The sequence below is a fragment of the Flavobacterium sp. W21_SRS_FM6 genome, from assembly GCF_052119645.1.
In the GTDB taxonomy this organism is placed as follows: Bacteria; Pseudomonadota; Gammaproteobacteria; order Enterobacterales; family Alteromonadaceae; genus Paraglaciecola.
In genome coordinates, this window is sequence record NZ_JBGQOM010000008.1 from 77,962 (window position 1) to 102,521 (window position 24,560).

Here is a 24,560-nt window from a genome sequence, read left to right on the forward strand (position 1 = left end):
AGATAAGCCTTTAATCGCGCTGATAATTATCCCTCATTCATCATCCATTTATTAATAAATCAAAGAAAGCCCAACTATTTTTTGGGCTTTCTTGTATTTAATAATCATACCTTATAACAATTGCTTAAGACCATACGCAATCGCTATAACAGTGGCGTTTGGCTAATTATTGATCAACTTTACAGGCTTCAAGTCTCCAAATTCGTTCCACGTAATCTTTTATAGACCGATCAGAGGTAAATTTGCCCATTTTTGCCGAGTTGAGTATAGCCATCTTCGCCCAATTAACTGAATCTTTATAAGCCGCGTCTACCTTTTCATGCGCTTCAGAATAAGAAGTAAAATCAGCCAATACCTTATAAGGATCGCCACCCTCTAATAAACTGTGTTTAACCGACGCCAATGCACCTGGTTTACCGGGGGTAAAATAGTCAGTTTCTAACCAATCAAGAATGGCCTTAATTTCACGGTTATTGTCGTAATAGTCAAAGGGGTTATAACCTTTTTCATTTAAGGCATGCACTTCATCTACCGTTAAACCAAAAATAAAGATATTGTCGTCGCCTACTTCTTCCGCGATTTCAATGTTGGCTCCATCTAAGGTACCAATGGTTAGTGCGCCGTTTAACGACAATTTCATGTTACCTGTACCTGAGGCTTCTTTACCAGCGGTGGAGATTTGTTCAGATACATCTGCCGCAGGAATAATTTTCTCAGCTAGGCTCACTCGGTAATTGGGTAAAAACACGACTTTTAGCTTGTGGTTGACTCTCGCATCGTTATTAATACGCTCTGCCACTTGGTTAATTGCATAAATAATATCCTTAGCCAATTTATAACCAGGCGCAGCTTTCGCACCAAAAATAAAAACGCGAGGATGAATATCGTAATTAGGGTTTGCTAATAAACGACGATACAAGGCCATGATATGTAATAAATTTAAATGCTGGCGTTTATATTCGTGTAAACGTTTTATTTGCACGTCAAAAATTGCCTTCGGATCCACTTCAATACCAGTTAAGGCGAATATTTCTGCAGCCAAAGCAACTTTATTATCATGCTTAATTTGCATAAATTGTTTCTGGAATTTGCTGTCACTAGCGTACTGACTCAAATCTTGCAATTTATCTAAGTTGGTTGGCCAGTCAGTACCAATTTTACTGTCAAATAAACTCGATAGTTTAGGATTACAGGCCTTCAACCAACGACGAGGCGTAATACCATTGGTCACATTGGTCAATTTACCCGGCCACAATTGGTCAAACTCTGGAAACAAGTTTTTCTTAACCAAAGCAGAATGGATTTCAGCAACACCATTGACCGCAAACGACCCGATAACACTGAGGTTACCCATGCGGATCATTTTTTCATTGCCTTCTTCAATTATCGATAACTTTTGTTTGATTGCCCCGTTGCCAGGCCACTTTTTCTCAACTTGCAGCATGAATCGGTGATTGATTTCGTAAATAATTTCTAAGTGTCTGGGCAATATTTTTTCAAACATACGCGCAGGCCATTTTTCTAGCGCTTCTGGCAGCAAGGTATGATTTGTATAAGCGAAGGTTTTGCTAGAAATAGTCCAAGCGGTATCCCAATCTAATTCAGCGCGATCAAGTAAAATGCGCATCAGTTCAGGAATTGCAATTGCAGGGTGTGTATCATTCAGTTGCACCACAACTTGATCCGCAAAGCGGTTCCAATTGTCACCGTGTGCACGTTTATAACGACGAATAATATCTTTTAATGAACAGGCAGTGAAAAAATACTGTTGAATTAGACGCAGTTCCTTACCCGCTTCCGTTTCATCGTTCGGATAAAGTACTTTTGATATGGTTTCAGCCAATACGTTTTCTTTTTGTGCATCAACATAGCCACCGGCATTAAACACATCTAAATTGAAATAATCTGAAGCCTGACTCTGCCATAAACGCAGAACGTTAACGGTCTTACCGCCGTAACCTACAACTGGGATATCCCAAGGTAAACCCTTAACAATATGACCAGGGTGCCATTCTTTTTGAATTCTGCCATTCTCTCCATATTTAGTTTCAACGTATCCAAATAAGGGAATTTCCTGAATAGACTCGGGACGGCAAATTTCCCATGGGTTACCGTAATCACGCCAACTATCAGGACGTTCAATTTGTTCGCCATTTTTTATTTCTTGGCGAAATAGTCCGTGTTCATAATGTAAACCGTAACCAACGGCTGGCAAATCAAGGGTAGCCAATGAATCGATAAAACATGCAGCCAATCGGCCCAAGCCACCGTTGCCTAGCGCCATGTCAGGCTCTTCTTCCATGACTTCGTCAAGGTTAACGCCTAATTCTTTAAGTGCTTGTTCAGTTTGCTCAAACATGCCTAAATTATGCAGATTGTTTGACATTAAACGACCCATCAAAAACTCTGCAGAAAAATAATGCACCGCTCGTGTATCGTTTAAATAGTGTGATTTTTGTGTTTTACGCAATTGTTCGAGCACTTGTTCTTGCACCGCTGCGCAGGTGGCTTTCCACCAAGCATGGTTATTGGCCTTGTTTTCATCCGTGCCAAGTGAGCAATGTAAATGCCGTACAATTGCTTCTTTAATTATCTTTTTGTCGTGCTTTACGACAGGAGGCGTTTTAACCGTAGTGCGTGATTTTGTGGTTTTGATACTCATAGCGAATTACTTCCTACCTAGGTCAATTTTTTCTACTTTTGGATTATCCAAAGTCAGTAACGTGAAAATTTATTATGTAATTAAATTACATTTTAGGGGTATGAGTCTAGTTTTAGCAGTATTTTTCCTACATTACTGTTAATTCTTTGTTAAAAAAACCAAAAAGGCCGAACAAATTACTGTTCGACCCTTAATATTTTACACTTTTACAACAAAATAAGTGAAATCATTTCACATTTGCAGTTTTAAACACCCCATCAACTAAAGCTTGTGCTTCTTTAATTAAGGCATCTAAATGGGCTTGACCATTAAAACTCTCGGCGTAAATCTTATATACGTTTTCTGTACCTGAAGGACGGGCAGCAAACCAACCATTTTCAGTACTCACTTTAACCCCACCTATCGCAGCATTATTGCCCGATGCATGGGTTTGTATCTGTAAGATTGGCTCTCCTGCTAACTCAGTGTTGGTAATCACGCTTTTGTCCATTTTACTCAGCACTTGCTTTTGTTCATGGCTAGCCGCAACATCGATACGAGTGTAAACAGGTGCAGCAAACTGCTCGGTTAACTTTTCATAATGCTCACCAGGATCAATTCCGGTTACCGCCATAATTTCAGCTGCCAATAAACACAAAATGATACCGTCTTTGTCTGTTGCCCATGGTTGTCCATTACGACGTAAAAATATACCTCCTGCACTTTCTTCACCGGCAAATCCAATTTCTTGATTCAGCAGACCTTGTACAAACCATTTAAAGCCAACAGGCATTTCAGCCAGCTCTCTTCCTAAACTTTTAACCACGCGGTCGATCATGCTACTCGACACTAATGTCTTGCCTACTTTAACGTCTGATGGCCAATCGGGGCGATGTTGAAACAAGTAGTTAATCGCTACAGCTAAATAGTGATTAGGATTCATTAAACCACTTTTTGCGGTCACTATGCCGTGGCGGTCAAAGTCGGGATCATTACCAAAGGCAATATCAAATTTATCTTTTAAGTCAATTAAGCCAGCCATTGCATAAGGAGACGAACAATCCATGCGAATCTTTCCATCTTTATCTCGGCGCATAAAACCGAATTGCTGGTCGACATTCCGATTCACCACTTCTATTTCAATATTGTAATGCTTGGCAATCTTGTCCCAGTAAGCTAAACCAGCACCACCAAGTGGGTCAGTGCCTAAACGTAAACCTGCTTTTGCAATCGCTTCCATATCAATGACTTGATCAAGTTGAGCGATATAATTTTCAGAAAAATCCATCTCCTGCACATACTCAGATTGAAACGCTTCGACTAGATCCATGCGCTTAACCCCGACCAAACCCGCTTCAATCAATTCATTTGCGCGCGCTTGAATTATATTGGTGACATCACTATCGGCCGGACCGCCATGTGGAGGGTTGTATTTGAAGCCGCCATCTTCCGGTGGATTATGTGAAGGCGTAATCACAACACCATCCGCTAAGCCACTGGATTTACCATGGTTGTAGTCTAAGATGGCATGAGAAATAACCGGTGTCGGCGTATACCCTCTATCTTCTTGCACGATTAAATGCACACCATTGGCCGCGAGTACTTCTACCGCAGTAGAAAATGCCGCTTCAGACAAGGCATGGGTGTCCATGCCCATAAACAATGGACCGGTCGTACCTTCGCTTGCCCTAAACTCGGCTAATGCTTGGCAAATAGCGGCGATGTGGGTATCAGTAAAAGAACTTAAAAACGCACTTCCTCGATGACCTGACGTACCAAACGCAACTGCTTGAGTGCTGTTGCCAATTTCAGGTTTGTTAGTGTAATAAGCACTAATTAAACGCGCCACATTCACTAATTGCTCTTTACTTGCTGGTTTGCCAGCTTCGGGATGAAGTGCCATAAATATCCTTAATATGTAATAACGTTAATGTTAAGCCGTCTCCGGACAAAATAATGAAACCAATCGCTCTATTTGAGCGTCTGAATAACCTAAAAGCTGAGCCACTTCTTTAACCAAAGTGACCTTTTTTACCGTGTTATTGTTAGTAATAACCCAATATTCTGAATCGGGCACTTGTTTTGGGTTAGTACTGCTACCAGTGGCTAATAAGGCATCTTTATTGATTGCAAAATAAGTACGATTGCGGCCACTTAGGGTGAGTACACTAGCAAAGCTTCCCGCATGATATTTATGCAATAACGCCAACATCGCTAAAAAACGATCAACCATTTTGGGCATTTCAAGTAGTTTTAAATCAGCAAGTTCGGCCAGCAAAGTGGATTGAGTGTTTTCAGTTTCTAGTGGTTTTTCTTCAACAACAAGTGGTTCAGTTTTGCTCACGACCGACTCTGGCATGACTAAGCGACGCAAAATGTCTGAGGCACTCTCACCAATATGTTGGGTTTTTGAGGCAATAAAGTGATAAAGGTCTTCTTCTATTTCTATGTTTTTCATGAAATTTAAATGTCTATTGATCAGAATCCTTAATTATACGGATTGCTGATCGCAAATCACCGATTAATTGTAAAAGAGTTTAATTGCTGGCAATTAATACTCAGGTATTAAGTCAAATTATCATAAAAATGAGTCAGTTAAGCTACAGTAACTGCATGCTGTTACTAAAAGTGGATAAAAAGGCCCAACAACCTAATGAATCATCTTCAAGCGCACTCACTGTTTAACGAAGCCATTACGCAAATTTGTCAGGTTGTGATAGGCAAGCAACATCAAGTTAAATTAGCCTTGAGTTGCTTACTTGCTAACGGACACCTATTAATCGAAGACTTACCTGGAATGGGTAAAACAACGCTTTCACATACCTTGGCCAAAGTTCTGGGTTTAGACTATTCACGAATACAATTCACTTCTGACTTATTGCCAGCAGACATGTTGGGCATTAATATTTTTGACAATCAAAGCCAACAGTTTCAGTTCCATCCGGGCCCAATATTTAGCCAATTAGTACTAGCTGATGAAATAAATCGCGCCAGTCCTAAAACCCAAAGTGCTTTACTCGAAGCCATGGAAGAACGGCAAGTCAGCCTTGATGGTGTAACCCGTAAGGTGCCGTTACCTTTTTTTGTTATTGGTACGCAAAACCCCATGCATCAATCAGGCACCTATCCATTACCTGAATCGCAACTTGACCGTTTTTTAATGCGAATTCAATTGGGCTATCCAGACAAAAATGCTGAAAAATCGATGTTACGTCTACAAGAGTTAACAGATGTTCCAGTACCGGCGGCAACGTTTAGTTGTCAACAATTTATGCAGGCGCAAACAATGGCTAATGAAGTTAATGCCTCTGATGCCTTGCTCGATTATATTATCCGTTTAGTTACTTTTAGTCGCGAAAGCCCCTTGTTTGCTAATCCTCTATCACCCCGAGCGACAAAAGCGTTGTTAAGTGCTGCAAAAAGTTGGGCTTATTTAAATCATCGGGACTATGTGATACCTGAAGATGTGCAAATTATTCTGCCCGCAGTGGCCGAACATCGCCTGCGCAGTGCGTCCACCGACATCACAGCGCAAGGTAATTTAAGTCAAACCTTGCTTGAGTCAGTTGACCCCATCAGCTAATGAGTATCACCTATGTTTTTACAACATTATTTCGTTAATTGGCTCGACAAACGGATCCCTGCGGCCAACGAATTTAGCCTAAATCACCGTAATATATTCATTTTTCCGTCTAAATTTGGACTGCTCTATCTAGCACTATGTAGTTTGCTTTTTTTATTGGGCACCAACTATCAAAATAATTTGATGTTATTGCTGTGTTATTTTCTATTAGCTGTTTTTCTCGTCACCTTATTAACCAGTTACAGTAACTTTGCCCAACTCAAGGTTAAATTAGGCAGAATGCCAGAAGTTTTTGCCCACGATGAAATTCATTTACCACTATGGTGCAACGCAGACAGTGCCAACTCAATTACACAACACGGTATCGTTAATGTGGGCATCATGGGTCAAAAAATGAGTCAGTGGTTTGATGCAGACACAATAAACAATCCCTTAATTTTGACTTATCAAAGTCAACGACGAGGCTGGCATACATTGCCACGAATAACCTTCAGTACTTATTACCCTCTTGGTCTTTATAAATGTTGGACGCACTTGGCTTTTAGTCGAAAAATATTGGTGTACCCCAAACCAGTTTCATGTGGGGTGTCTTTGCAGCATGTCAGTAGTGCAAGCAATATTGCTCACGATCAGCATAGCGCACACCATGCTGTGCAAAATAATGACGATTTTTCTCACTTGAAAATTTATCAACAAGGTGAACCTTTGCACCACGTTGCTTGGAAACAATTAGCAAAGGGTAGAGGCATGTACAGCAAACAATTTGATGGACTTGAACACGTTGACATGTGGTTGCTTATGCCCAAATGTTCCTCTTCTGAGGTGGAAGAGCAACTGGGAAAATTATGCCACCAAGTTCAAGAGTTAAGCAGACAGGGGCATAAGTTTGGTCTTGACCTTCACTACTTGCAGCTGAGCCCTGACACCGGTGAAAGCCATCGCACTGCTTGTTTAAAGGCTTTAGCGCTCTATCCTCACAATAATCAATCGAGTGCTTTTGCTCAAGCGGCTGGGCAATGAACATCAAATTGTTATTTTTACGTCTGATAACACCGAGGTCACGGCCTACAACGTTAAAAGATCGTCAACAGCAAAGTAATAATCCGGCTTTTTTACTTCTGAGCAGCATTGTATTCCTTTTTTCATTAAGTTTGTTAGACACCATTATCGGCTGGATACTCTTGCTGGTGATTTGCAGTGCCATCATTCGCTGCGCCATATTTTTTGCTTATCAAAAACACATCCCCACTCTACGAACTTTAAATTTATTGGCCGTTTTAAGCATTGTCGGTTTGGCTTATTCTGCTTGGCCTTTAGGTCTATTAATTACCATGGTGAATTTATTAGTCTTGGCTTGTGCCCTCAAATTAATGCAGGTTCGTACCCAAAGAGACGTGTACCAACTCATCACCAGCCTTTTTTTTCTAATTGGTTGTGGTTTTATCTTTCACCAATCTATGGCGTACACCCTACTTTACGCACTACTTATATTCGGGGTAATTATCGCCTTAGGCTTTTTTCACGCGCCGCAAGTCGATTTTAAACAGCAACTAAAACGCACCTTAATATTGACTTTGCAAGCCTTACCAATTGGCTTGTTATTATTTTTCTTGATGCCGCAATTACCGCCACTTTGGCAAACGCCAAAAGCCAAAAGTATGGAAACTGGACTGGCAGACAAAATCACGCCAGGTGATATTGCGCAGTTGTCGCAATCAAGCGAGCTGGCATTCAGAGCAACCTTTAAAAACCAGGCACCAATGGCCTCTGAGCGTTACTGGCGAGCCATTGTAATGGAAGACTTTGACGGCAGATCATGGCAAGTTCATTCTGCACGCAAACAACAGCGGCAAATTAATCAATTTCGCCGTCAAGAGTTTAGCCCCGTGCTCACTGGTTCAACGATTGATTACGATGTTATTGCCGAGCCAACTCAGCAAAATTGGTTATTCGGTCTTGATATCGCCACCCCTCTGAGCTTAAAAAGCCAAGGCGAGATATGGCAAAGTGCTGACTTTTTGCTCATAAGCCAACAAAAACTACACAGTAAGTATCACTATTCGGTGCGATCCTACACGCAGGCGATAAATGCTCAAACTACCAGTGAGTTTGATCGTCAATTAAGCTTACAAACTCCGCAACAAGGCAACCCCCGTACACAAAAATGGATAAGCCAATTACGCGCACAGTACCCGAATGATCAAGACCTAATCCGCGTTTTACTGAACAATTTTACCCAAGAAAATTTCGTATACACCTTGCGACCTAAACCGATGTTTATTGATCCTATCGATGTTTTTCTATTTGAAGAGCGTGCAGGTTTTTGCAGCCATTACGCCAGTGCGATGGCTTACAGTTTGCGTCTTGCAGGCATACCCGCTCGCATAGTGGCGGGTTATCAGGGCGGAGAATTAGTCGCCAAGCCTGATCAAGAGCAGTATCTCAGTGTGTATCAATACGACGCGCACGCGTGGGTTGAAGCGTGGGATAAGCAAACCGGTTGGCAACGAATCGATCCTACAGCGGCAGTTGCACCTGAGCGAATTACCATGGGTTTGCGTCAAGCGATGTTAGATGAAGGTAGTTTTTTAGCTGATTCGCCCTTCGCTCTCGCGAAATTCACCAATATTGCCTTGTTTAACAATTTACGCTTGTTCTTGGCCGATATGGACTACAACTGGAGCCGCTGGGTTATAGGCTTTGATCAACAAAAACAACAAGCCTTATTTAAGCGTATCGTCGGCACACTTACACCGCAGCGTTTGGCTTTACTGGGTTTAGCCATTGTTAGCTTTATCGCCATACTCCTTGGCTTGTTTTTCGTACCTCATTGGTTACGGCAAAAGCCAGATCCAATGCAAGAGTGGTATATGCGAGCCGTCAAACTAATCGAATCCCATATAGGTGCAAGACCAAGTTGGCAAGGGCCGCAAGATTTCGACAATCATGTGAATAAAAATTTACCACCTACTGTAAGTCAAACATTTGCTGACATTACTGAGCTGTATGTACAGATAAAATATCGAGCAAGTAATGATATTGAGTCAATTGACAGCGGGCGTCGGCAATCTTTAAAGTCCATCAAAAACGCGGTTAAACGATTAAAAAAACAATTAAAGGGCTTGCCACACCATAAACTGTCCTAGTGATATCACGCCAATAATTTGGACAACTAGACACAATCACCCTCTTATTGTCGTGTTGTAAACTGATATTTCACAATCGTGTTTCACAACCGTGTTTCACAACCGTGGACGTACGCCGCCCAATATAATGGTTTGCACATTGTGGAGGGCTTCAGCGAAAAAATCGGGATCGTGTAAATTCTTACCGGTTACAGCCTCAACTTGAGTGCGAAAATCAGCATAGTGCTGGGTTGTCGCCCAGATCGAAAAAATCAAATGATAAGGATCCACTGGCGCCAGTTTGCCAGCCTCAATCCAATGCCGTATAACCTGCACTTTTGCCTCAATAAGATCACGTAAAGGTGATTTGAGCTCATCCAAAATGAGGGGAGCGCCTTGCAGCACTTCCATACAAAACAAGCGAGATTCAGCTGGATTATCCCGTGATAACTCGAGTTTTACCCGTATGTAATCGCCAATAGCGTGAATCGGATCTTGCTCTTGACTAAAATTTTGCAAAGGCTGTAACCACACGTCCAATAACTGTTGCAGCACGCCCAAATACAGTTGTTCTTTGCTGTTAAAGTAATACAGTAAATTAGTTTTAGACACCTCGGCATGGGCAGCCACCTGTTCAATACTGGTTCCGTGTACCCCACTTCGAGAGAACAAGTCCAATGCAGCCTGCATAATCACCTTACGTTTGCTCTCTTTGGCTTTTTTACGCTTTCTTATCACGCTGGCGCTGACTACTCGCGTGTTTTTTTTGTTCTGTTTATCTGAGGTATTTTCAGAGGCAATGCTTGCCTGACTCATTGTCATTATTATATCCCTGGTGTGTGTTTCATTATGCCGCGTGCGCAGATCATGTTATTTTTATTCCATCTTAGAGGCTTAGCTTAACGACCCACAGCTAAATTTTAAACCCTATTAATACCACGCAAGGTTAAAATTAAGCTGTAAGTTAATCACGAAGCATGAAAAAATCATGACACCGCGGTAAAAAAAGTTTAAATAAGCACTGACGTTAGACAAAACCTACCACTGTATCAGCAAAGATGGGTGGAGCATCGTAAAATAAACATCGTTTTTAGTAGTAAGGAACCAAGATACCAATGAGTGATAAAAGTAGTGTTGAGCACACATCAACACACCATAGCGTAACACCAGAAGCTTTTCGCAATGGCATGGCAGGCCTTCCTGGGACTGTGAATATTGTGACCACCGATGGTGACGAAGGTAAAGCGGGTTTCACTGCAACAGCAGTATGTAGCGTTAGTGATAATCCCCCAACACTCCTGGTGTGTTTAAACCGTGGAACCTCGGTTTACAATGTATTTAGTAAAAGCGAAACATTAGCCATTAATACCTTGGATCAAGGGTTTGATGCTCTGTCTAATCTGTTTGGCGGGAAAGCCGCCATGCAAGAGCGTTTTGCCAGTGCTCAATGGGAAACCCTAACAACAGGCTCTCCCGTGTTAGTCGGTGCAGCGGTAACCTTTGACTGCGTGATCACAGAACGTTTGAGTGTAGCAACCCACGACGTATTTTTCTGTCGTGTGGTTGATATCAAGCAGCAAGAAAAAGCCGGGGCGTTGCTGTATCACCAGCGCCAATATCGACAGCTAGACGCCATATAAAAAAGGGCTTTTAAGCCCTTTTTTATTTTTCTACTCTTTGTTTATACCTACTTCGACAACAAGCGCAGATGCACCGTGACCTCTTCTCTGTTGTGATAAAGATGTTTAATTTGCAGTTGATACTGACCCGCTTGTTGCGCCTTAATCTCATCAGCAATAATGGCCAAGGACTCTTGGACTGACTCATAGCGCTTTTTCATGGGTAATTTTAGGTTAAACATTGCTTCTTTACATCGCCCACTTGCCACCCATTGCGCCATCAATTTTGCCACTTTTTGCGGTTGCTCAATCATGTCGCACACTAGCCAATAGATATTGTTTTTCTTTGGTTTAAATTTAAAGCCATCTTCGGGACAATAGGTAACTAAACCACTGTCCATCAATGCCTTATCCATAGCGCCATTATCAACTGCCTCTACAAACATGCTGCGCCTGACCAATTGATAGGTCCAACCGCCAGGACAAGCGCCAAGGTCAACGGCATGCAAACTGCCTCTCAGGCGTACGTCATGTTCAGCCTTGGGAATAAACGTCTGAAAAGCTTCATCCAGTTTTAAGGTAGAACGACTGGGCGCATCATGAGGAAACTTAAGCCGTAAGATCCCCAAAGGTAAGGGTGAATTATTATTGCTATAAGAATAGCCAATATAAGCGGCATCAGTGGCGGTAAAAAATACATGCAACACCGGCTTATTCGGATTTTCTTTATTAGTTAATTTATTATTTTTTCGTAAATGTTGACGCAACGGAACGCTGATTTTTCGGCAAAATTTCGACAACTCACGTCCTTCGCTTGTATCCGCATATTCAACTCGTAAGTCGCCACACTGCGGAAAAGCAGCGCTTGCTGCAAGCAGAGGGCTAAGCCGATCGCTGACATCCATATTGTCGATCAATTGGCTACTAGCGAACATTTGACGGGCGAAGATTAACTGAGAAAAATTAAGCGTTCTAGCCAATGTATCCGCATCATCTGGCTGATAACATTGAAACACGACATAGCCCGAATCAGCAATTAGTTTGGCGTAGCCAAACACATTCATTTGACTCGCTTTGTCTTGCACTTCAGCAGCGACATCTTTTTCAAATCCACTGCGGCAATACAACAACAGTCCGAGCATATTTTCATTATCCATTTTTTATAACCGCGATGACCAACAACAGCCATGCAAAAACAAAGCACATGCCACCTAAGGGCGTAATGGGCCCAAGCCAACTTAGGCGAGTCAACGCTAAGCCATACAAACTACCACTAAATAATATCATGCCTGCCAACATTAAGGTGCCACTCCACATCATCAATCCACTGGGTTGCTGGCGATATAAAAGCACGATAAGAATCAGCCCTAAACTATGATAAAACTGATACTGCACACCCGTTTGAAATGTAGCCAACATCGTCTCAGTCAAACGAGCTTTAAGCCCATGAGCGGCAAATGCCCCTAACATGACGGATAGCATTGCACTTAGCCCTGCGGCTACCAAATAAAACTGCATAAAATCCCCTCAATTAAGCCACTAAACGGTGCTGAAATAACTGGTTTTAAATAAAATCTTCATCTTCTTGGTCTTGTTGTACTTGCTCAACCAGCCATTGCCTAAATGCGACAATCTTACCCAAGTCTGCTTGAGATTGCTGACACACAAAATAATAGGCATTGTTAGTGATTAACTTTTCTTCAAACGGACATACTAAGCGCCCTGACTGAATTTCAGGCCTTGCCAGTACACTGTGACCCAAGGCAATACCCTGCCCTAAAGCCGCGGCTTGCAAGACCAACATAGAATGGCTAAATATCGGCCCTTGATTGACATTGACTCCCAGCACATTGGTTTTTTTTAACCACCCTTTCCATGCATCTCGCGATGAATCATGCAGCAAGACATGGTGACGCAAATCATCTAAATGCGCTAAAGGTTTACTACCTTGAAATAACAGCGGCGAACACATTGGAGTCAAATATTCTGTGTGCAGTTTATCAGCAACCAGTCCGGACCAATTACCTTTACCGTAATAAATAGCCACATCCACATCATCACTTAAAAAACCTTCATCAAAATCTACCGCTTTTATGCGCACGTCAATATCGGGATTTAACTGACTAAAATGGCTGATCCTTGGTACTAACCACTGAATGGCAAAGCTGGGTGGTAAAGCGACCGTGATCGCTCCTTTCGCCCCTCTGGCTACCAGCCGCTCAGTGGCATCCTGAATATTGCGAAAAATTTCTTTCAAATCTAAATAGTAACTTTGCCCTTCTTCAGTTAACAACAACGCACGATTTCGCCGCAGAAATAACTTCATCGATAAAAATTCTTCTAACGCTTTGACTTGATGACTCACTGCCGCTTGCGTGACAAAAAGCTCATCAGCGGCACGAGTAAAACTCAAGTGTCGAGCCGCCGCTTCAAAGGTTTTAAGTGAATTTAATGGTGGGAGTCGACGATTCATGATGTGTTAACACTCCAATCTCTTTGCACATAGCTTACATCATTAGTTTTTCTAATGCACACCCATACTAAATGTCATTATAAAAAACGCTAAAAACTGTTTATTATTTATGCAAATAAAATTATTTATTGATATAAAACAATAAGTAACAAACACAAAAAATGTAACACCAACAACACTAAAAATTAACAAGCGTTAAATTTAGGCATTAAAATTAATAAGGATTAATTCATGAAAATTCGTTTTTTAACCATAAAAATAAGTACAATAGCTATTTTATCTGCATATTTATTCAGCAACGCCGCTTTTGCTTCTATCAGCAAAGACACGCAAAAAGCGGCGGAAGCAGAAAGCCAGCAAAGCCAACTTCTCAGTGAAATAGGTCAGAGTTTGGCTGATTTACTCGCAGATATTGGTGTAAGCGATGTCACACCCCAAGCACATAAATTGTTAAAGCATAGCATCGCTGAAGACCGCGCTAGCGCATCATTAAAGCAAAGCACTGACCAATTACCTGATTACAAATTTAAAGTGGTAATTACAGAGTAAGCCCTCGTGCAATAGACTTTATATGCCCGCGTAAACATCACACGAATTTGTCCTGCGCACCTTTACTTGGGTGCGCGAACAATGTGTTCAAGCGTAAACCAAGCTTACTGAGCGCTTGTATCTAAAGGGGCGAAGCCTTTTACTAATTCATCTAAGGCTAACATTTGCTCTAAATACGGCTGCAACTTATCTAATTTCAGAGCACATGGACCATCACATAAGGCTTGATTCGGTTCAGGATGGGCCTCAATAAACAAACCGGCTAATCCAAGAGCCATACCACTACGTGCTAACTGAGCAGCTTGCGCTCGACGCCCGTCAGCAGAGTTTTCTCTGCCACCAGGTTTTTGTAAAGCGTGCGTCGCATCAAAAATCACGGGGGCATAGCTTTTCATTTCATCCATGCCGAGCATATCAACCACTAAATTATTGTAACCAAAACACGAACCACGCTCGCACAAGATAATTTTATCGTTGCCTGCTTCTGCAAACTTCTTAATGATATGACGCATTTCATGGGCGGCCAAAAACTGGGGCTTTTTCACATTTATTACGGCTTGCGTTTCGGCCATCGCCACCACTAAATCTGTTTGGCGCGCTAAAAACGCCGGCAATTGTATCACATCAACCACTTCAGCTACTGGCGCAGCTTGATATGGCTCATGCACATCGGTGATCAACGGCACATTAAAGGTCTGCTTAATTTCAGCAAAAATTTTCAAACCCTCTTCCATACCAGGACCTCGGTATGAATGCACGGATGAGCGATTTGCTTTATCAAATGAGGCTTTAAAAACAAAAGGAATACCGAGTGTAGTCGTCACTTCCTTATAGTACTCGGCAATACGCATCGCCATATCTCTTGATTCCAATACATTCATGCCACCGAACAAAACGAAGGGCTTGTTGTTTGCGACTTGAATATCACCAATCGTGATTGTATGTAAATTTTGCATTAATCAACTTATATCCAAATAAATAGTCACATAGCATATCAAGCTGTCGCAACCTTGGGTATCACCTTTGTGTCGCTTGTACCGCAACTGAGACAAAGTTTTACATGATTAATTGAAATAAACTGCCACTAAAGCACGCTTAAAAGTGGCGTAGTGGGTAAATAACCCGTAAAATGCGCGGTTCATTTTCGGCCTATCGCAGGGCGCGCGCAACGCGCCCTTACGGTAAGTAACAGATTGACTCGGTGGTTTGTAGGGTTAAGTGCGCGGGTTAAACCGTGAAAAACTGGCACCATAACCATCACACTTTATTGAGTAAAGGTACCCAAATTTAGTATGACTAAGAAGCTTTTTATAAAAACCTGGGGCTGCCAGATGAACGAATACGATTCGGACAAAATGGCTGGCCTATTGGATTCGACCCATGGTTATCAATTGGCAGAAACAGCTGAAGATGCCGACGTCATTTTACTCAATACCTGCTCAATTCGCGAAAAAGCTCAAGAAAAAGTATTCCACCAATTAGGCCGCTGGAAAAACCTAAAAAAGGGTAAACCCGAACTCATTATCGGTGTGGGTGGTTGCGTTGCCTCGCAAGAAGGCGATGTCATTCGCCAACGTGCACCTTTTGTCGATATCGTCTTTGGCCCACAAACCTTGCACCGTTTGCCTGAAATGATTAACCAGATCAAAGGCGGCAGTAGCTCGGTGGTAGATATCAGCTTTCCTGAAATTGAAAAGTTTGATCGTCTTCCAGAGCCTCGTGCTGATGGGCCAACCGCCTTTGTGTCAATCATGGAAGGCTGCTCTAAATACTGTACATTTTGCGTAGTACCCTATACCCGCGGTGAAGAAGTGAGTCGTCCAGTTGACGATGTATTGCTTGAAATAGCGCAACTTGCTTCCCAAGGAGTAAGAGAAGTTAACCTCTTAGGCCAAAACGTAAATGCGTTCAGAGGCCCTAATTTCGATGGCAGCGTATGTACCTTTGCTGAGTTATTAGAACTTGTCGCCTCGATAAACGGCATTGATCGAATCCGTTACACCACCTCGCATCCAGTAGAGTTTACTGACGATATTATCGAAGCCTATGCGCAAATACCTGAGTTAGTTGACCATTTGCATTTACCGGTGCAATCAGGCTCAGATCGCATTTTGACCATGATGAAACGTGGCCATACCGCGATTGAATACAAATCTAAAATACGCAGACTGAGAAAAATTCGACCAAATTTGAGTATGTCGTCTGACTTTATTATCGGTTTTCCAGGTGAAAGCGATGCAGACTTTGAAGCAACCATGGATCTCATCCAAGCAATGGATTTTGATTTGAGCTTCAGTTTCATCTACAGCGCCCGCCCAGGTACGCCTGCCGCAGATTTACCGGACGATGTTAGCGAAGAAACCAAAAAACTACGTTTACAACTTTTACAGCAACGTATAAACCAACAAGCCTTACGTATAGCAAGAGGCATGTTAGATACTGAGCAACGCATTTTAGTGGAAGGTCCATCAAAGAAAAATCCAATGGAGCTAACCGGCCGTACTGAAAATAACCGCGTGGTTAACTTTGAAGGTCAGCCGAGCATGATTGGTAAATTTGTAGATGTTAAAATCACCAGTGTATTTGCCAATTCACTGCGCGGTGAAGTACTGCGCACCGAATCTGAGATGGGCCTGCGCGACAGCATTGCACCTCAGGTTATCTTAGCTAAAAAAAGCCCCGCGTCTAACGAATTAGGTGTGAGCCAATTTGTTCCAAATTGATGATAAAAGGGAAAGCAAAACACCTCGTTTTCTGCTTTCCCTTTGTTCCGCCTTCATCCTATTTGCAAACCGTCTACTGAGAGCCTTACATTGACAAAATTAGTAAGTGAGCAAGTGTATTTAGAACCCTCTGACCATAAACGTCTTGCCAGTTTATGTGGTCCATTTGATGACAACATTAAACAACTTGAACGCCGTTTAGGGGTAGAAATAAGCTATCGAAACAACGAGTTTAAAGTACTTGGACCAGCCATTCAGGTGCAAAGTACAATAAACTTATTGAAGAATCTGTATATCGAAACACAAACCGTAAAAGGCGAAGTACCAGATCTCGAATCGGGTAAGGTACATTTAGCCATTCAACAAGCCAGTGCCTTTGAGCAAGAAGACCCAGCACAAAGCATAAAATACGGTAAAGATATATCCATCAAAACCAAACGCGGTGTCATTAAACCTCGTAACCCCAATCAAAACCAATATGTGGCCAATATCGTTAATCATGACGTCACCTTTGGTGTAGGACCTGCTGGAACAGGCAAAACATATTTAGCAGTCGCCTGTGCTGTTGATGCGCTTGAACGCCAAGAAGTAAGACGTATTTTACTGACCCGCCCTGCGGTAGAAGCCGGTGAAAAACTCGGTTTTTTACCCGGTGATTTGTCACAAAAAGTCGACCCTTATTTGCGTCCTTTATACGATGCCCTATTTGAAATGTTAGGATTTGAACGAGTTGAAAAACTACTCGAACGTAACGTTATCGAAGTTGCCCCTCTAGCCTATATGCGCGGCCGGACCTTAAATGATGCCTTTATCATTTTAGATGAAAGTCAGAATACCACGGTTGAGCAAATGAAAATGTTCTTAACCCGTATCGGCTTTAATTCTCAAGCGGTTATCACCGGTGATATCACTCAGGTGGACTTACCCCGTGGTGTGCGCTCTGGTTTACGCCATGCTATCGAAGTACTCAAAGACGTACCCGAGATATCATTCAACTTCTTTAGTGCAGCAGACGTTGTGCGCCATCCCGTAGTCGCCAGCATTGTAATGGCCTATGAAGAGCACGAGCGTCAAAAAGAAATTGAAAAAGCCCAAAAACAATCCCTAGCGGCGCAAACTATGGATGACACAAAGTAATGACAGCACTTCTAGATTTGCAAATCGCTACTGAGTACAACAACATCCCAGATGAATCCACCCTAGCCAGTTGGTTAAATGCGGTTTTAGCTGAACTTAATATTCAAGACAAAGAAGTCACAATACGGGTTGTGGATGAAGCAGAAAGTCAGCAACTCAATTACCAGTATCGCAGTAAAAATTCACCAACAAATGTGCTTTCTTTTCCCTTTGAGATGCCAGATTTGCTTGCTTTTGACGAAGATGGCGAAAGCTCAGCAATTGATTTAGCAGAAACTGAGTTTAATTTATTAGGTGATTTAGTGATTTGTGCGCCCATTGTGGCCGATGAAGCTAAGCAACAAAATAAAATTTTAACGCACCATTGGGCGCATATGGTCGTGCATGGAACCTTGCATTTATTAGGCTACGACCATATAAACGATGACGAAGCTGAGCACATGGAAAGCTTAGAGCGTAAAATTTTACAGCAATTATCCATTGACGATCCTTATCAAAATCATTAAAGATAGCGATAGTTAAAACACAAGGGCAATTTGAACAAACGATTGCCCAAAGTAAAACTAACCAAATTACGAGAAAATGAGCGAAGATAATCCCCCATCTAGTAACGGTTCTGGCAATAAAGGCTGGCTGGACAAAATTGTACAGTCATTCACGACAGAACCGAAAAGTAAGCAAGACCTTGTCAGTGTTATTCAAGAATCTGAACAAAGTGGTGTCATCAACCCAGAAACCCGCGAGATGATGGAAGGTGTGATGGAAGTGAGTGATTTGCGAGTACGCGATATCATGATCCCCAGAGCACAAATGATGACCATTGACATAGATGAAACCGTGGAAGAGTTTATTCCCGCCATTCTCGAATCTGCTCACTCCCGTTTTCCTGTCATCAGTGAAGACAAAGATCATATAGAGGGCATTCTCCTCGCTAAAGATCTCTTAGCATTTGCCTTTGATCCAAGCAAAAAACTCGTACTCAAAAATATTTTACGCCCTGCGGTTATTGTGCCCGAAAGCAAACGAGTTGACGTACTGCTCAAAGAGTTTCGACAAAAACGCTACCATATGGCGATTGTGGTTGATGAATATGGCGGTGTATCAGGATTAGTTACGATTGAAGATATTCTTGAGCTTATCGTCGGTGAAATCGAAGATGAACATGATGATGACGAAAAAGAATCAGATGGCATCAAACCTTTAAACAAACACACCTATTCAGTCAAGGCGCTAACCCCATTAGAAGATTTTAATAAATTTTTTAATAGCAAATTTGATGAAGAAGACGCTGATACCATTGGTGGCATTGTGCTGCGCGCCTTCGGTCATATGCCCTCTAGAGACGAGGAAGTTGTTATCAACAACATTCTGTTTAAAGTCACCAACTCGGACAAAAGACGCTTAGTACAACTTAAAGTGACTATGCCTGATACGGAAGAATAAATTCTGCATTTAACACGTTTCTTTTATCAATCGGCCGCGGCTCTTATGCTTGGCGGCACGTTGACTTTGGGCTATGCCCCATTTTCTCAGTGGTACCTGGTGCTATTCAGCCTCGCTGGCTTTATTTATCTGCTAGCAAGCAGTGATAAAAAAAACGCCTTCAAACTTGGATTTACTTTTGGCTTAGCTTGGTTTGGTGTAGGCATTAGCTGGGTACACGTCAGTATCGCCGATTTTGGCGGCTTACCGCTCATTGGATCGGTCGCCATTATGGTGGTGTTGTGCAGCTACTTAGCGCTATTCCCCGCTACGGCATTTTGGCTACTGCGCCGCTATTTTGCAGTACGTCTTTGGCCCCTCGCCCTGCCCTTTATTTGGTTAACGACAGAATGGTTACGATCATGGCTCTTAACTGGCTTTCCTTGGTTGTCTTTAGGGTACAGCCAAATACCCGGTCCATTAAGCGGTTGGTTTGCCTTAATTGGTGAAATTGGCGTCAGTGCCTTTGTGGTACTTATTGCCAGTGTGATGGCATGTTGGCTCCCCTTAAAAAGTAAGGCCTACGTCAGTTGTTTTACCGTTGCCGTAGTATTAATCAGTGGTTTTGTCTTAGACCAACACGATTGGGTCAAACCAACCGGTAAATCAGTTAAGATAGCAATGGTCCAAGGTAATATACCGCAAGCCCTGCGCTGGACGCCTGAACAAGACTTGCCCACCATGAATAAATACAAAATGATGACCGAAGCACACTGGGATGCAGACATCATCATATGGCCTGAAGCTGCGGTGCCCAAGCTTGAACCCGTCGCAGGCGACTACCTTCAAGAAATGGACTCCCTCGCCATTCAGCATCAAACTGGCTTAATTACTGGCATCGTTAATTACAATTTTGAAACACGAGAAGCCTATAACAACCTCATTGCCCTAGGTTTAAAAAATACACCCGACAACACCGATTTAAGCCAAGTACCTCGACAATATTATTATGGCCATGATAATCGTTATGCTAAACATCATCTGCTGCCCATAGGCGAATTTATCCCGTTTGAAGATTGGATCCGCGGCTTAGCACCCATTTTTGATTTGCCCATGTCATCGTTTTCCCGTGGCGATTACCAACAACATAATATCCAAGCAAAAGGCTATTATTTGGCGCCCGCTTTATGTTTTGAAATTGCCTTTCCTAAGCAAATTGCCAGTAACTTATACACCAACACTGATTTTATTATTACGGTAAGTAACGACGCATGGTTTGGCCATTCTCACGGACCAGCGCAACATTTACAAATAGCCCAGGCACGAGCAAAAGAATTCGGTTTACCTGTTCTAAGAGCCACAAATAACGGCATAACCGGCTTTATTGATCACAAGGGTCACATTCAAAGTCGATTACCCCAATTTGAAGCCGCCGTCTTGGTGGATAACATTGCGCTACTATCAGGTAAAACGCCTTACCGTATTTTAGGTAACGTCCCTATTTGGCTTGTTGCGTTAATCAGCCTGTTATTTGCGCTATATTTCACTCAGCGTCAACCTGCAACAGACTAGTAGCAACACACCCAATGCCCAGCCAAGCAACGTCCAACCCTGACTTTCGTATTCGTCCAACCACTATTGAAGATAGTGAGTTAATTCTGCAGTTTATTCGCGAGTTAGCTGATTATGAAAAACTTTTGCATGAAGTGGTTACTGATGTAGCAACCCTACAAAAAAACCTGTTTGGAGAAATACAACACGCCAAGGCTGTTATAGGAGAATACAAGGGCCAGCCTGTTGCATTTGCTTTGTATTTTTATAATTTTTCAACCTTCATGGGTAAGCCCGGTATTTATTTAGAAGATCTTTACGTTAAACCAACAGCACGTGGCCATGGTTTTGGTAAAATGCTACTCGCCTATCTGGCCAAACTAGCAAAAGAAAAAGACTGCGCACGCCTAGAATGGTGGGTATTAGATTGGAACACACCCGCAATCGACTTTTACCGCTCACTAGGAGCACAGCCAATGGACGAATGGACCGTAAATCGAGTCTCAGGCCCTAATTTAGACAAACTCGCTCAGCTACTGTAAAAATCAAACGTTCATTACATTAAATCGTACCTGACTGTAATTGGTCGAGGTAGCTGATTATCACCATGGAGTTTTTTGATAATTGAGTGGGATAAAGCGTGGCGTCACCAAAGCCCTTATGCCTAAATGATAATACCTATTGGATCACAAACGACGATCTGGGGGGAAGATCACCATGGTGATTTTTTGAACTATTCTAGGGTTTCTCTTCCGCCTCAACTTCCCGCATAAAGGGCAAATATTCGTAGGCTAAAATACCGAGCAGAGCGAGGGGAGCCTAAGTCAATTTGTTCCCTTCGAGCGAAGCGAGTCTTTATTCGCTTGTTAGGCATACATGCTCTTAACGAAGTACGTTACCCCTAGCGAAATAAAAATAAAACATGCATTGATAGATGCCCGAACAGGCCAAGCAAAATGACCGTATGTTATTCCTGTGCTCTTTGAAGCTATAACCATAAATCCCATTAATCCAAACCACGGCGTAAAAAATACAACGGTTTTCCACTTTACAATTGATACCGCCACATCGTGAAGTGCGCCACTGACTAAGAACGTAATGAAAGTCGCTATAGAAATGGGTAAAAAAGTGGCTAGCGGTCGCATGACATTACGAGATAAATAATAACTCCATATAGGGTTCCAGTAGTGCCAAAACACGGGAAAAGATTTGGCACCGAAAGAACGAGAAAGCATGTTTCTCAAGGAGTGACGTGCACCCAAAGGAACACCATTTCGTTTCTTAACATATTGTGAAAGTGACAATGAGTTGTGCATGATAATCCCGTATGCCTAACGCCGCATTATGTAGGGAGCAACGCCACCGCTAAACTTAATCCACTGTGTCGTACACACTAAAGCTGATTGAAACCAAAATACCGAGCGTTGCGAATCTGTCTTAAACGCTTTGTTCTGCGTTTACTTGATAATGTGGGTGAAGACGTGACATTAGTAACATGTCAATATAACGACCATTCTTAAACGTGCTTAGACGCTTAGTACCTTCAGTTTCAAAGCCAACTTTTTCATAAAGTGAAACAGCTGACAGGTTGTCTGAGTGAACTTCAAGTTCGACACGAACCAAATTTAACCAGTTGTCAGCTTGGTTTAAGGCTTCGTTCAACAGAGACTTTCCAATACCTTTACCATGACTATTGGGGTGTACCGCTATGGCTATGCCTGCACAATGTCTATCACGAACTTTGCTAGTTAAAAATAGAGTAACATGCCCTACGACTTTTCCTTCAATCTCGGCTACTAACGTATACTGATCCGAACCTGAAAACAGCCCCGAAATATGAGTAGAACTCAAGAATGGTAGCTGAGATGTGTTCTCAGAAACTGAAGTAAAACTATAAATTTCATGAAGATCTTTAGAATCAGTATCTTCCAAATGTCTTATTTTCAAATGCTATCCTTACTAGAAATTTGCAAACACACATAATGCCCGCCTGAACTGCGAGCAACTTGTTGCGAGTCCAGCGGGCGCAGGCCGCGATGTTTAAGGCGCTTGTTAGGCATTCCGTGTACTCCACCAAGACCAAAAAATAATTAAGGGTATCCAAACTGGAGCACTTCCAATGTAAAAAATGCCCATATAACCCAAACCCGGTCCATCATCTGGATAGAAATACAACCAAGACGTCATAAATATCCAAGTACTTGGAATCGTCAAAACAATTAATGTAATAGCTAATGCTAATGCATTAACTTTTATTTTTAAAATTTTATCGAAGTAATAAAACAAGAAAGAAGCCAAAACCGTTGGAATGCCAATTGTTGAAAGGGCTATCCATAAAAAAATAGGATTAACAATGTCAAACGAAGATGGCATTAATAAACACAACCCTAAGATAGTTAGAAAAACTCCTCCTGGCATAGCAATTTTGTAATAACGGTTTTTCATCCTTGAATCCTCTTCGTTGCCTAATGCTTTAAACAGCGGAAAGACCGAGCGCTTTGGCCGTTGTTTGGCCTGCGAGGGATTTTCCGATGATTTAACTTGATAGGTTTATTTAGCAACAATATCAACTTGATATGTCCTGTTAAACTCATTTATAGCGCCACTGCCAACATTACTTTCACTGTCTGAGCAAAAGTTACTATTGGTGCATTCTATTTTTGTAACGGGGCCTATGTCTTGCCCCCGTCTAAATGAAAAGATACTTGTACAAGATGTTGGTTCTTTGCCAGCTGAATTTACACACAAAAAGGCCATTACTGGTTTCCAATTACAAGGTGTATTCGGTTCTAATTCTTGTAAAGGCAATCTAACCGAATATGTAGACCCTTTTATATCAGGGTAGTAGTCAAATTCGAACTGCTGAGCAATACGTTTTGCTAATGCCAGATGGTACGTTGTACACTGATTTAACTCAGTAGTTGTTCGATATTCCACCTTAAATTTGTATGAAAAGCTTCTGTCGATACCACCTGTGATATCAATAAAATTTTGGTCCGGAGCACTCGATTCAACAAAACCGCCTAGTGACGAGCAACCTACCAAAAGAAGTGTAATTATCGCTAATTTTTGAATGTGGCGCATAGTAAACCTAACGCTGCCCGCAACGGCGAGCGTAGCGAGTCCAGCAGCCGAAGGCTGCGTGTTGGCGGGCCTTGTTAGGAGTTTTTGTACTTTCTAATTGCAATCGAACCACCTATGAAAACCAAACCTAAAATTACTGATAATGGCCAATAGCCCATCCATTGAATTGGCAGGCCCGATGGATCTTGTGGGAAGAGCCACATACTTGAAATCAAAATCAGAGCCAAGGTTATACCAATAAAACCAGCGTGTATTGCTTGATTAGAAGCTTTAAACAAAACCATGAACATTGAATGTAAAAAATAGGGTGCACCGTAGAAAAGAACACCATAAAAAAACAATCCAATAAAACTAGCTTGGTTTTCCTTGCCTGTAATTAAGGCATAGCCAGCAACTAACAAACCAAAAATTATCGGTATAGTTAGATATTTGGGAATAAGCTTCATGCCCCAATACTCCTAACGAGCCTGTAGAAAAAGGTGATTTTGACTTTGCATTTTCTACTGCCCTTCCTAATTTTTAACTTTGGCTACTTTGCCCTGAACATCGGGATTTTTCAATTTTATTGATGGGATTTTGGGATAATTTTCTTTTCGACGAATTTGTACTGGTTAGCACCTGATTGTAGGGACTTTAAAGCACAGTATTCACCT

Annotated in this window: 23 protein-coding genes; 11 read left to right on the plus strand and 12 right to left on the minus strand. The window is 42.0% G+C overall.

The window, feature by feature from the left end:
• Positions 1 to 166: 166 nt before the first annotated feature.
• The 3 genes from ACEN2L_RS14200 to ACEN2L_RS14210 all read right to left on the minus strand — a co-directional run bounded on the left by ACEN2L_RS14200 (position 167) and on the right by ACEN2L_RS14210 (position 5,099).
• Positions 167 to 2,662: a glycogen/starch/alpha-glucan phosphorylase gene (locus ACEN2L_RS14200; protein WP_306022418.1), complete on the minus strand. Its 2,496-nt coding sequence runs from the start codon at positions 2,660 to 2,662 to the stop codon at positions 167 to 169.
• Between the two features lie 226 nt (positions 2,663 to 2,888).
• Positions 2,889 to 4,544, minus strand: coding sequence for a phosphoglucomutase (alpha-D-glucose-1,6-bisphosphate-dependent) (pgm, locus tag ACEN2L_RS14205; protein WP_306022419.1), 1,656 nt, complete (start codon positions 4,542 to 4,544; stop codon positions 2,889 to 2,891).
• 30 nt (positions 4,545 to 4,574) lie between these two features.
• Positions 4,575 to 5,099, minus strand: coding sequence for a hypothetical protein (locus ACEN2L_RS14210; RefSeq protein ID WP_441744614.1), 525 nt, complete (start codon positions 5,097 to 5,099; stop codon positions 4,575 to 4,577).
• 195 nt (positions 5,100 to 5,294) lie between these two features.
• Between ACEN2L_RS14210 and ACEN2L_RS14215 the strand changes: the two genes are divergently transcribed.
• The 3 genes from ACEN2L_RS14215 to ACEN2L_RS14225 are packed head-to-tail and all read left to right on the plus strand — an operon-like array spanning position 5,295 to position 9,370.
• Entirely contained in the window at positions 5,295 to 6,224 is a 930-nt protein-coding gene (locus ACEN2L_RS14215; protein ID WP_441744616.1) for an AAA family ATPase, read from the plus strand.
• Between the two features lie 12 nt (positions 6,225 to 6,236).
• Entirely contained in the window at positions 6,237 to 7,244 is a 1,008-nt protein-coding gene (locus ACEN2L_RS14220; protein WP_441744618.1) for a hypothetical protein, read from the plus strand.
• The gene (locus tag ACEN2L_RS14225; protein WP_441744620.1) at positions 7,241 to 9,370 is read left to right on the plus strand and encodes a transglutaminase family protein; all 2,130 of its coding nucleotides are present in this window, start codon (positions 7,241 to 7,243) and stop codon (positions 9,368 to 9,370) included. Before ACEN2L_RS14220 ends, ACEN2L_RS14225 begins: the two co-directional genes overlap by 4 nt.
• Before the next feature lie 96 nt (positions 9,371 to 9,466).
• On the opposite strand, the gene rutR is transcribed toward ACEN2L_RS14225, so the two are convergent.
• Positions 9,467 to 10,171, minus strand: coding sequence for an HTH-type transcriptional regulator RutR (gene rutR, locus ACEN2L_RS14230; RefSeq protein WP_306022424.1), 705 nt, complete (start codon positions 10,169 to 10,171; stop codon positions 9,467 to 9,469).
• A gap of 293 nt (positions 10,172 to 10,464) precedes the next feature.
• Here rutR and ACEN2L_RS14235 point away from each other — a divergent pair, with 293 nt between their 5' ends.
• A complete protein-coding gene (locus ACEN2L_RS14235; RefSeq protein WP_441744622.1) occupies positions 10,465 to 10,989 on the plus strand; it encodes a flavin reductase in 525 nt (174 codons plus the stop codon).
• A gap of 47 nt (positions 10,990 to 11,036) precedes the next feature.
• On the opposite strand, the gene rlmM is transcribed toward ACEN2L_RS14235, so the two are convergent.
• Genes rlmM through ACEN2L_RS14250 form a run of 3 tightly spaced genes read right to left on the minus strand, consistent with a single transcriptional unit; the run spans position 11,037 to position 13,441 of the window.
• Complete coding sequence (rlmM, locus tag ACEN2L_RS14240; protein ID WP_441744624.1) at positions 11,037 to 12,125, minus strand: 23S rRNA (cytidine(2498)-2'-O)-methyltransferase RlmM; 1,089 nt, start codon at positions 12,123 to 12,125, stop codon at positions 11,037 to 11,039.
• Positions 12,118 to 12,486 carry a DUF423 domain-containing protein gene (locus ACEN2L_RS14245; RefSeq protein WP_441744626.1) on the minus strand — a complete coding sequence of 123 codons (369 nt, stop codon included), beginning with the start codon at positions 12,484 to 12,486 and terminating at the stop codon, positions 12,118 to 12,120. The genes rlmM and ACEN2L_RS14245 overlap by 8 nt, the downstream gene beginning before the upstream one ends.
• Before the next feature lie 46 nt (positions 12,487 to 12,532).
• Positions 12,533 to 13,441 (minus strand): transcriptional regulator GcvA, encoded by a 909-nt coding sequence (locus ACEN2L_RS14250; protein ID WP_441744628.1) that lies wholly within the window; start codon positions 13,439 to 13,441, stop codon positions 12,533 to 12,535.
• A gap of 231 nt (positions 13,442 to 13,672) precedes the next feature.
• Between ACEN2L_RS14250 and ACEN2L_RS14255 the strand changes: the two genes are divergently transcribed.
• Entirely contained in the window at positions 13,673 to 13,990 is a 318-nt protein-coding gene (locus ACEN2L_RS14255; RefSeq protein ID WP_306022428.1) for a hypothetical protein, read from the plus strand.
• A gap of 104 nt (positions 13,991 to 14,094) precedes the next feature.
• On the opposite strand, the gene kdsA is transcribed toward ACEN2L_RS14255, so the two are convergent.
• Positions 14,095 to 14,946: a 3-deoxy-8-phosphooctulonate synthase gene (gene kdsA, locus ACEN2L_RS14260; protein WP_441744629.1), complete on the minus strand. Its 852-nt coding sequence runs from the start codon at positions 14,944 to 14,946 to the stop codon at positions 14,095 to 14,097.
• A 336-nt stretch (positions 14,947 to 15,282) separates the two neighbouring features.
• On the opposite strand from kdsA, the gene miaB reads away from it, so the two are divergent.
• From miaB to ACEN2L_RS14290, 6 genes are all read left to right on the plus strand, one after another.
• Entirely contained in the window at positions 15,283 to 16,713 is a 1,431-nt protein-coding gene (miaB, locus tag ACEN2L_RS14265) for a tRNA (N6-isopentenyl adenosine(37)-C2)-methylthiotransferase MiaB (RefSeq protein WP_441744631.1), read from the plus strand.
• Positions 16,714 to 16,803: 90 nt separating this feature from the next.
• A complete protein-coding gene (locus tag ACEN2L_RS14270) occupies positions 16,804 to 17,850 on the plus strand; it encodes a PhoH family protein (protein WP_441744633.1) in 1,047 nt (348 codons plus the stop codon).
• The gene (ybeY, locus tag ACEN2L_RS14275; protein ID WP_441744635.1) at positions 17,850 to 18,356 is read left to right on the plus strand and encodes an rRNA maturation RNase YbeY; all 507 of its coding nucleotides are present in this window, start codon (positions 17,850 to 17,852) and stop codon (positions 18,354 to 18,356) included. The genes ACEN2L_RS14270 and ybeY overlap by 1 nt, the downstream gene beginning before the upstream one ends.
• Before the next feature lie 76 nt (positions 18,357 to 18,432).
• On the plus strand, positions 18,433 to 19,293 hold the full coding sequence (corC, locus tag ACEN2L_RS14280; protein WP_306022433.1) for a CNNM family magnesium/cobalt transport protein CorC: 861 nt from the start codon (positions 18,433 to 18,435) through the stop codon (positions 19,291 to 19,293).
• Between the two features lie 45 nt (positions 19,294 to 19,338).
• Positions 19,339 to 20,844: an apolipoprotein N-acyltransferase gene (gene lnt / locus ACEN2L_RS14285; RefSeq protein ID WP_441744637.1), complete on the plus strand. Its 1,506-nt coding sequence runs from the start codon at positions 19,339 to 19,341 to the stop codon at positions 20,842 to 20,844.
• Between the two features lie 14 nt (positions 20,845 to 20,858).
• A complete protein-coding gene (locus ACEN2L_RS14290) occupies positions 20,859 to 21,365 on the plus strand; it encodes a GNAT family N-acetyltransferase (protein ID WP_441744639.1) in 507 nt (168 codons plus the stop codon).
• A gap of 895 nt (positions 21,366 to 22,260) precedes the next feature.
• Here the strand turns inward: ACEN2L_RS14290 and ACEN2L_RS14295 are convergent.
• From ACEN2L_RS14295 to ACEN2L_RS14310, 4 genes are all read right to left on the minus strand, one after another.
• Entirely contained in the window at positions 22,261 to 22,770 is a 510-nt protein-coding gene (locus ACEN2L_RS14295) for a GNAT family N-acetyltransferase (RefSeq protein WP_441744641.1), read from the minus strand.
• Positions 22,771 to 22,875: 105 nt separating this feature from the next.
• Positions 22,876 to 23,268: a hypothetical protein gene (locus ACEN2L_RS14300; protein WP_441744643.1), complete on the minus strand. Its 393-nt coding sequence runs from the start codon at positions 23,266 to 23,268 to the stop codon at positions 22,876 to 22,878.
• A 105-nt stretch (positions 23,269 to 23,373) separates the two neighbouring features.
• On the minus strand, positions 23,374 to 23,907 hold the full coding sequence (locus ACEN2L_RS14305; protein ID WP_441744645.1) for a hypothetical protein: 534 nt from the start codon (positions 23,905 to 23,907) through the stop codon (positions 23,374 to 23,376).
• Between the two features lie 74 nt (positions 23,908 to 23,981).
• Complete coding sequence (locus tag ACEN2L_RS14310) at positions 23,982 to 24,353, minus strand: hypothetical protein (protein WP_441744646.1); 372 nt, start codon at positions 24,351 to 24,353, stop codon at positions 23,982 to 23,984.
• Between the last annotated feature and the right edge of the window lie 207 nt (positions 24,354 to 24,560).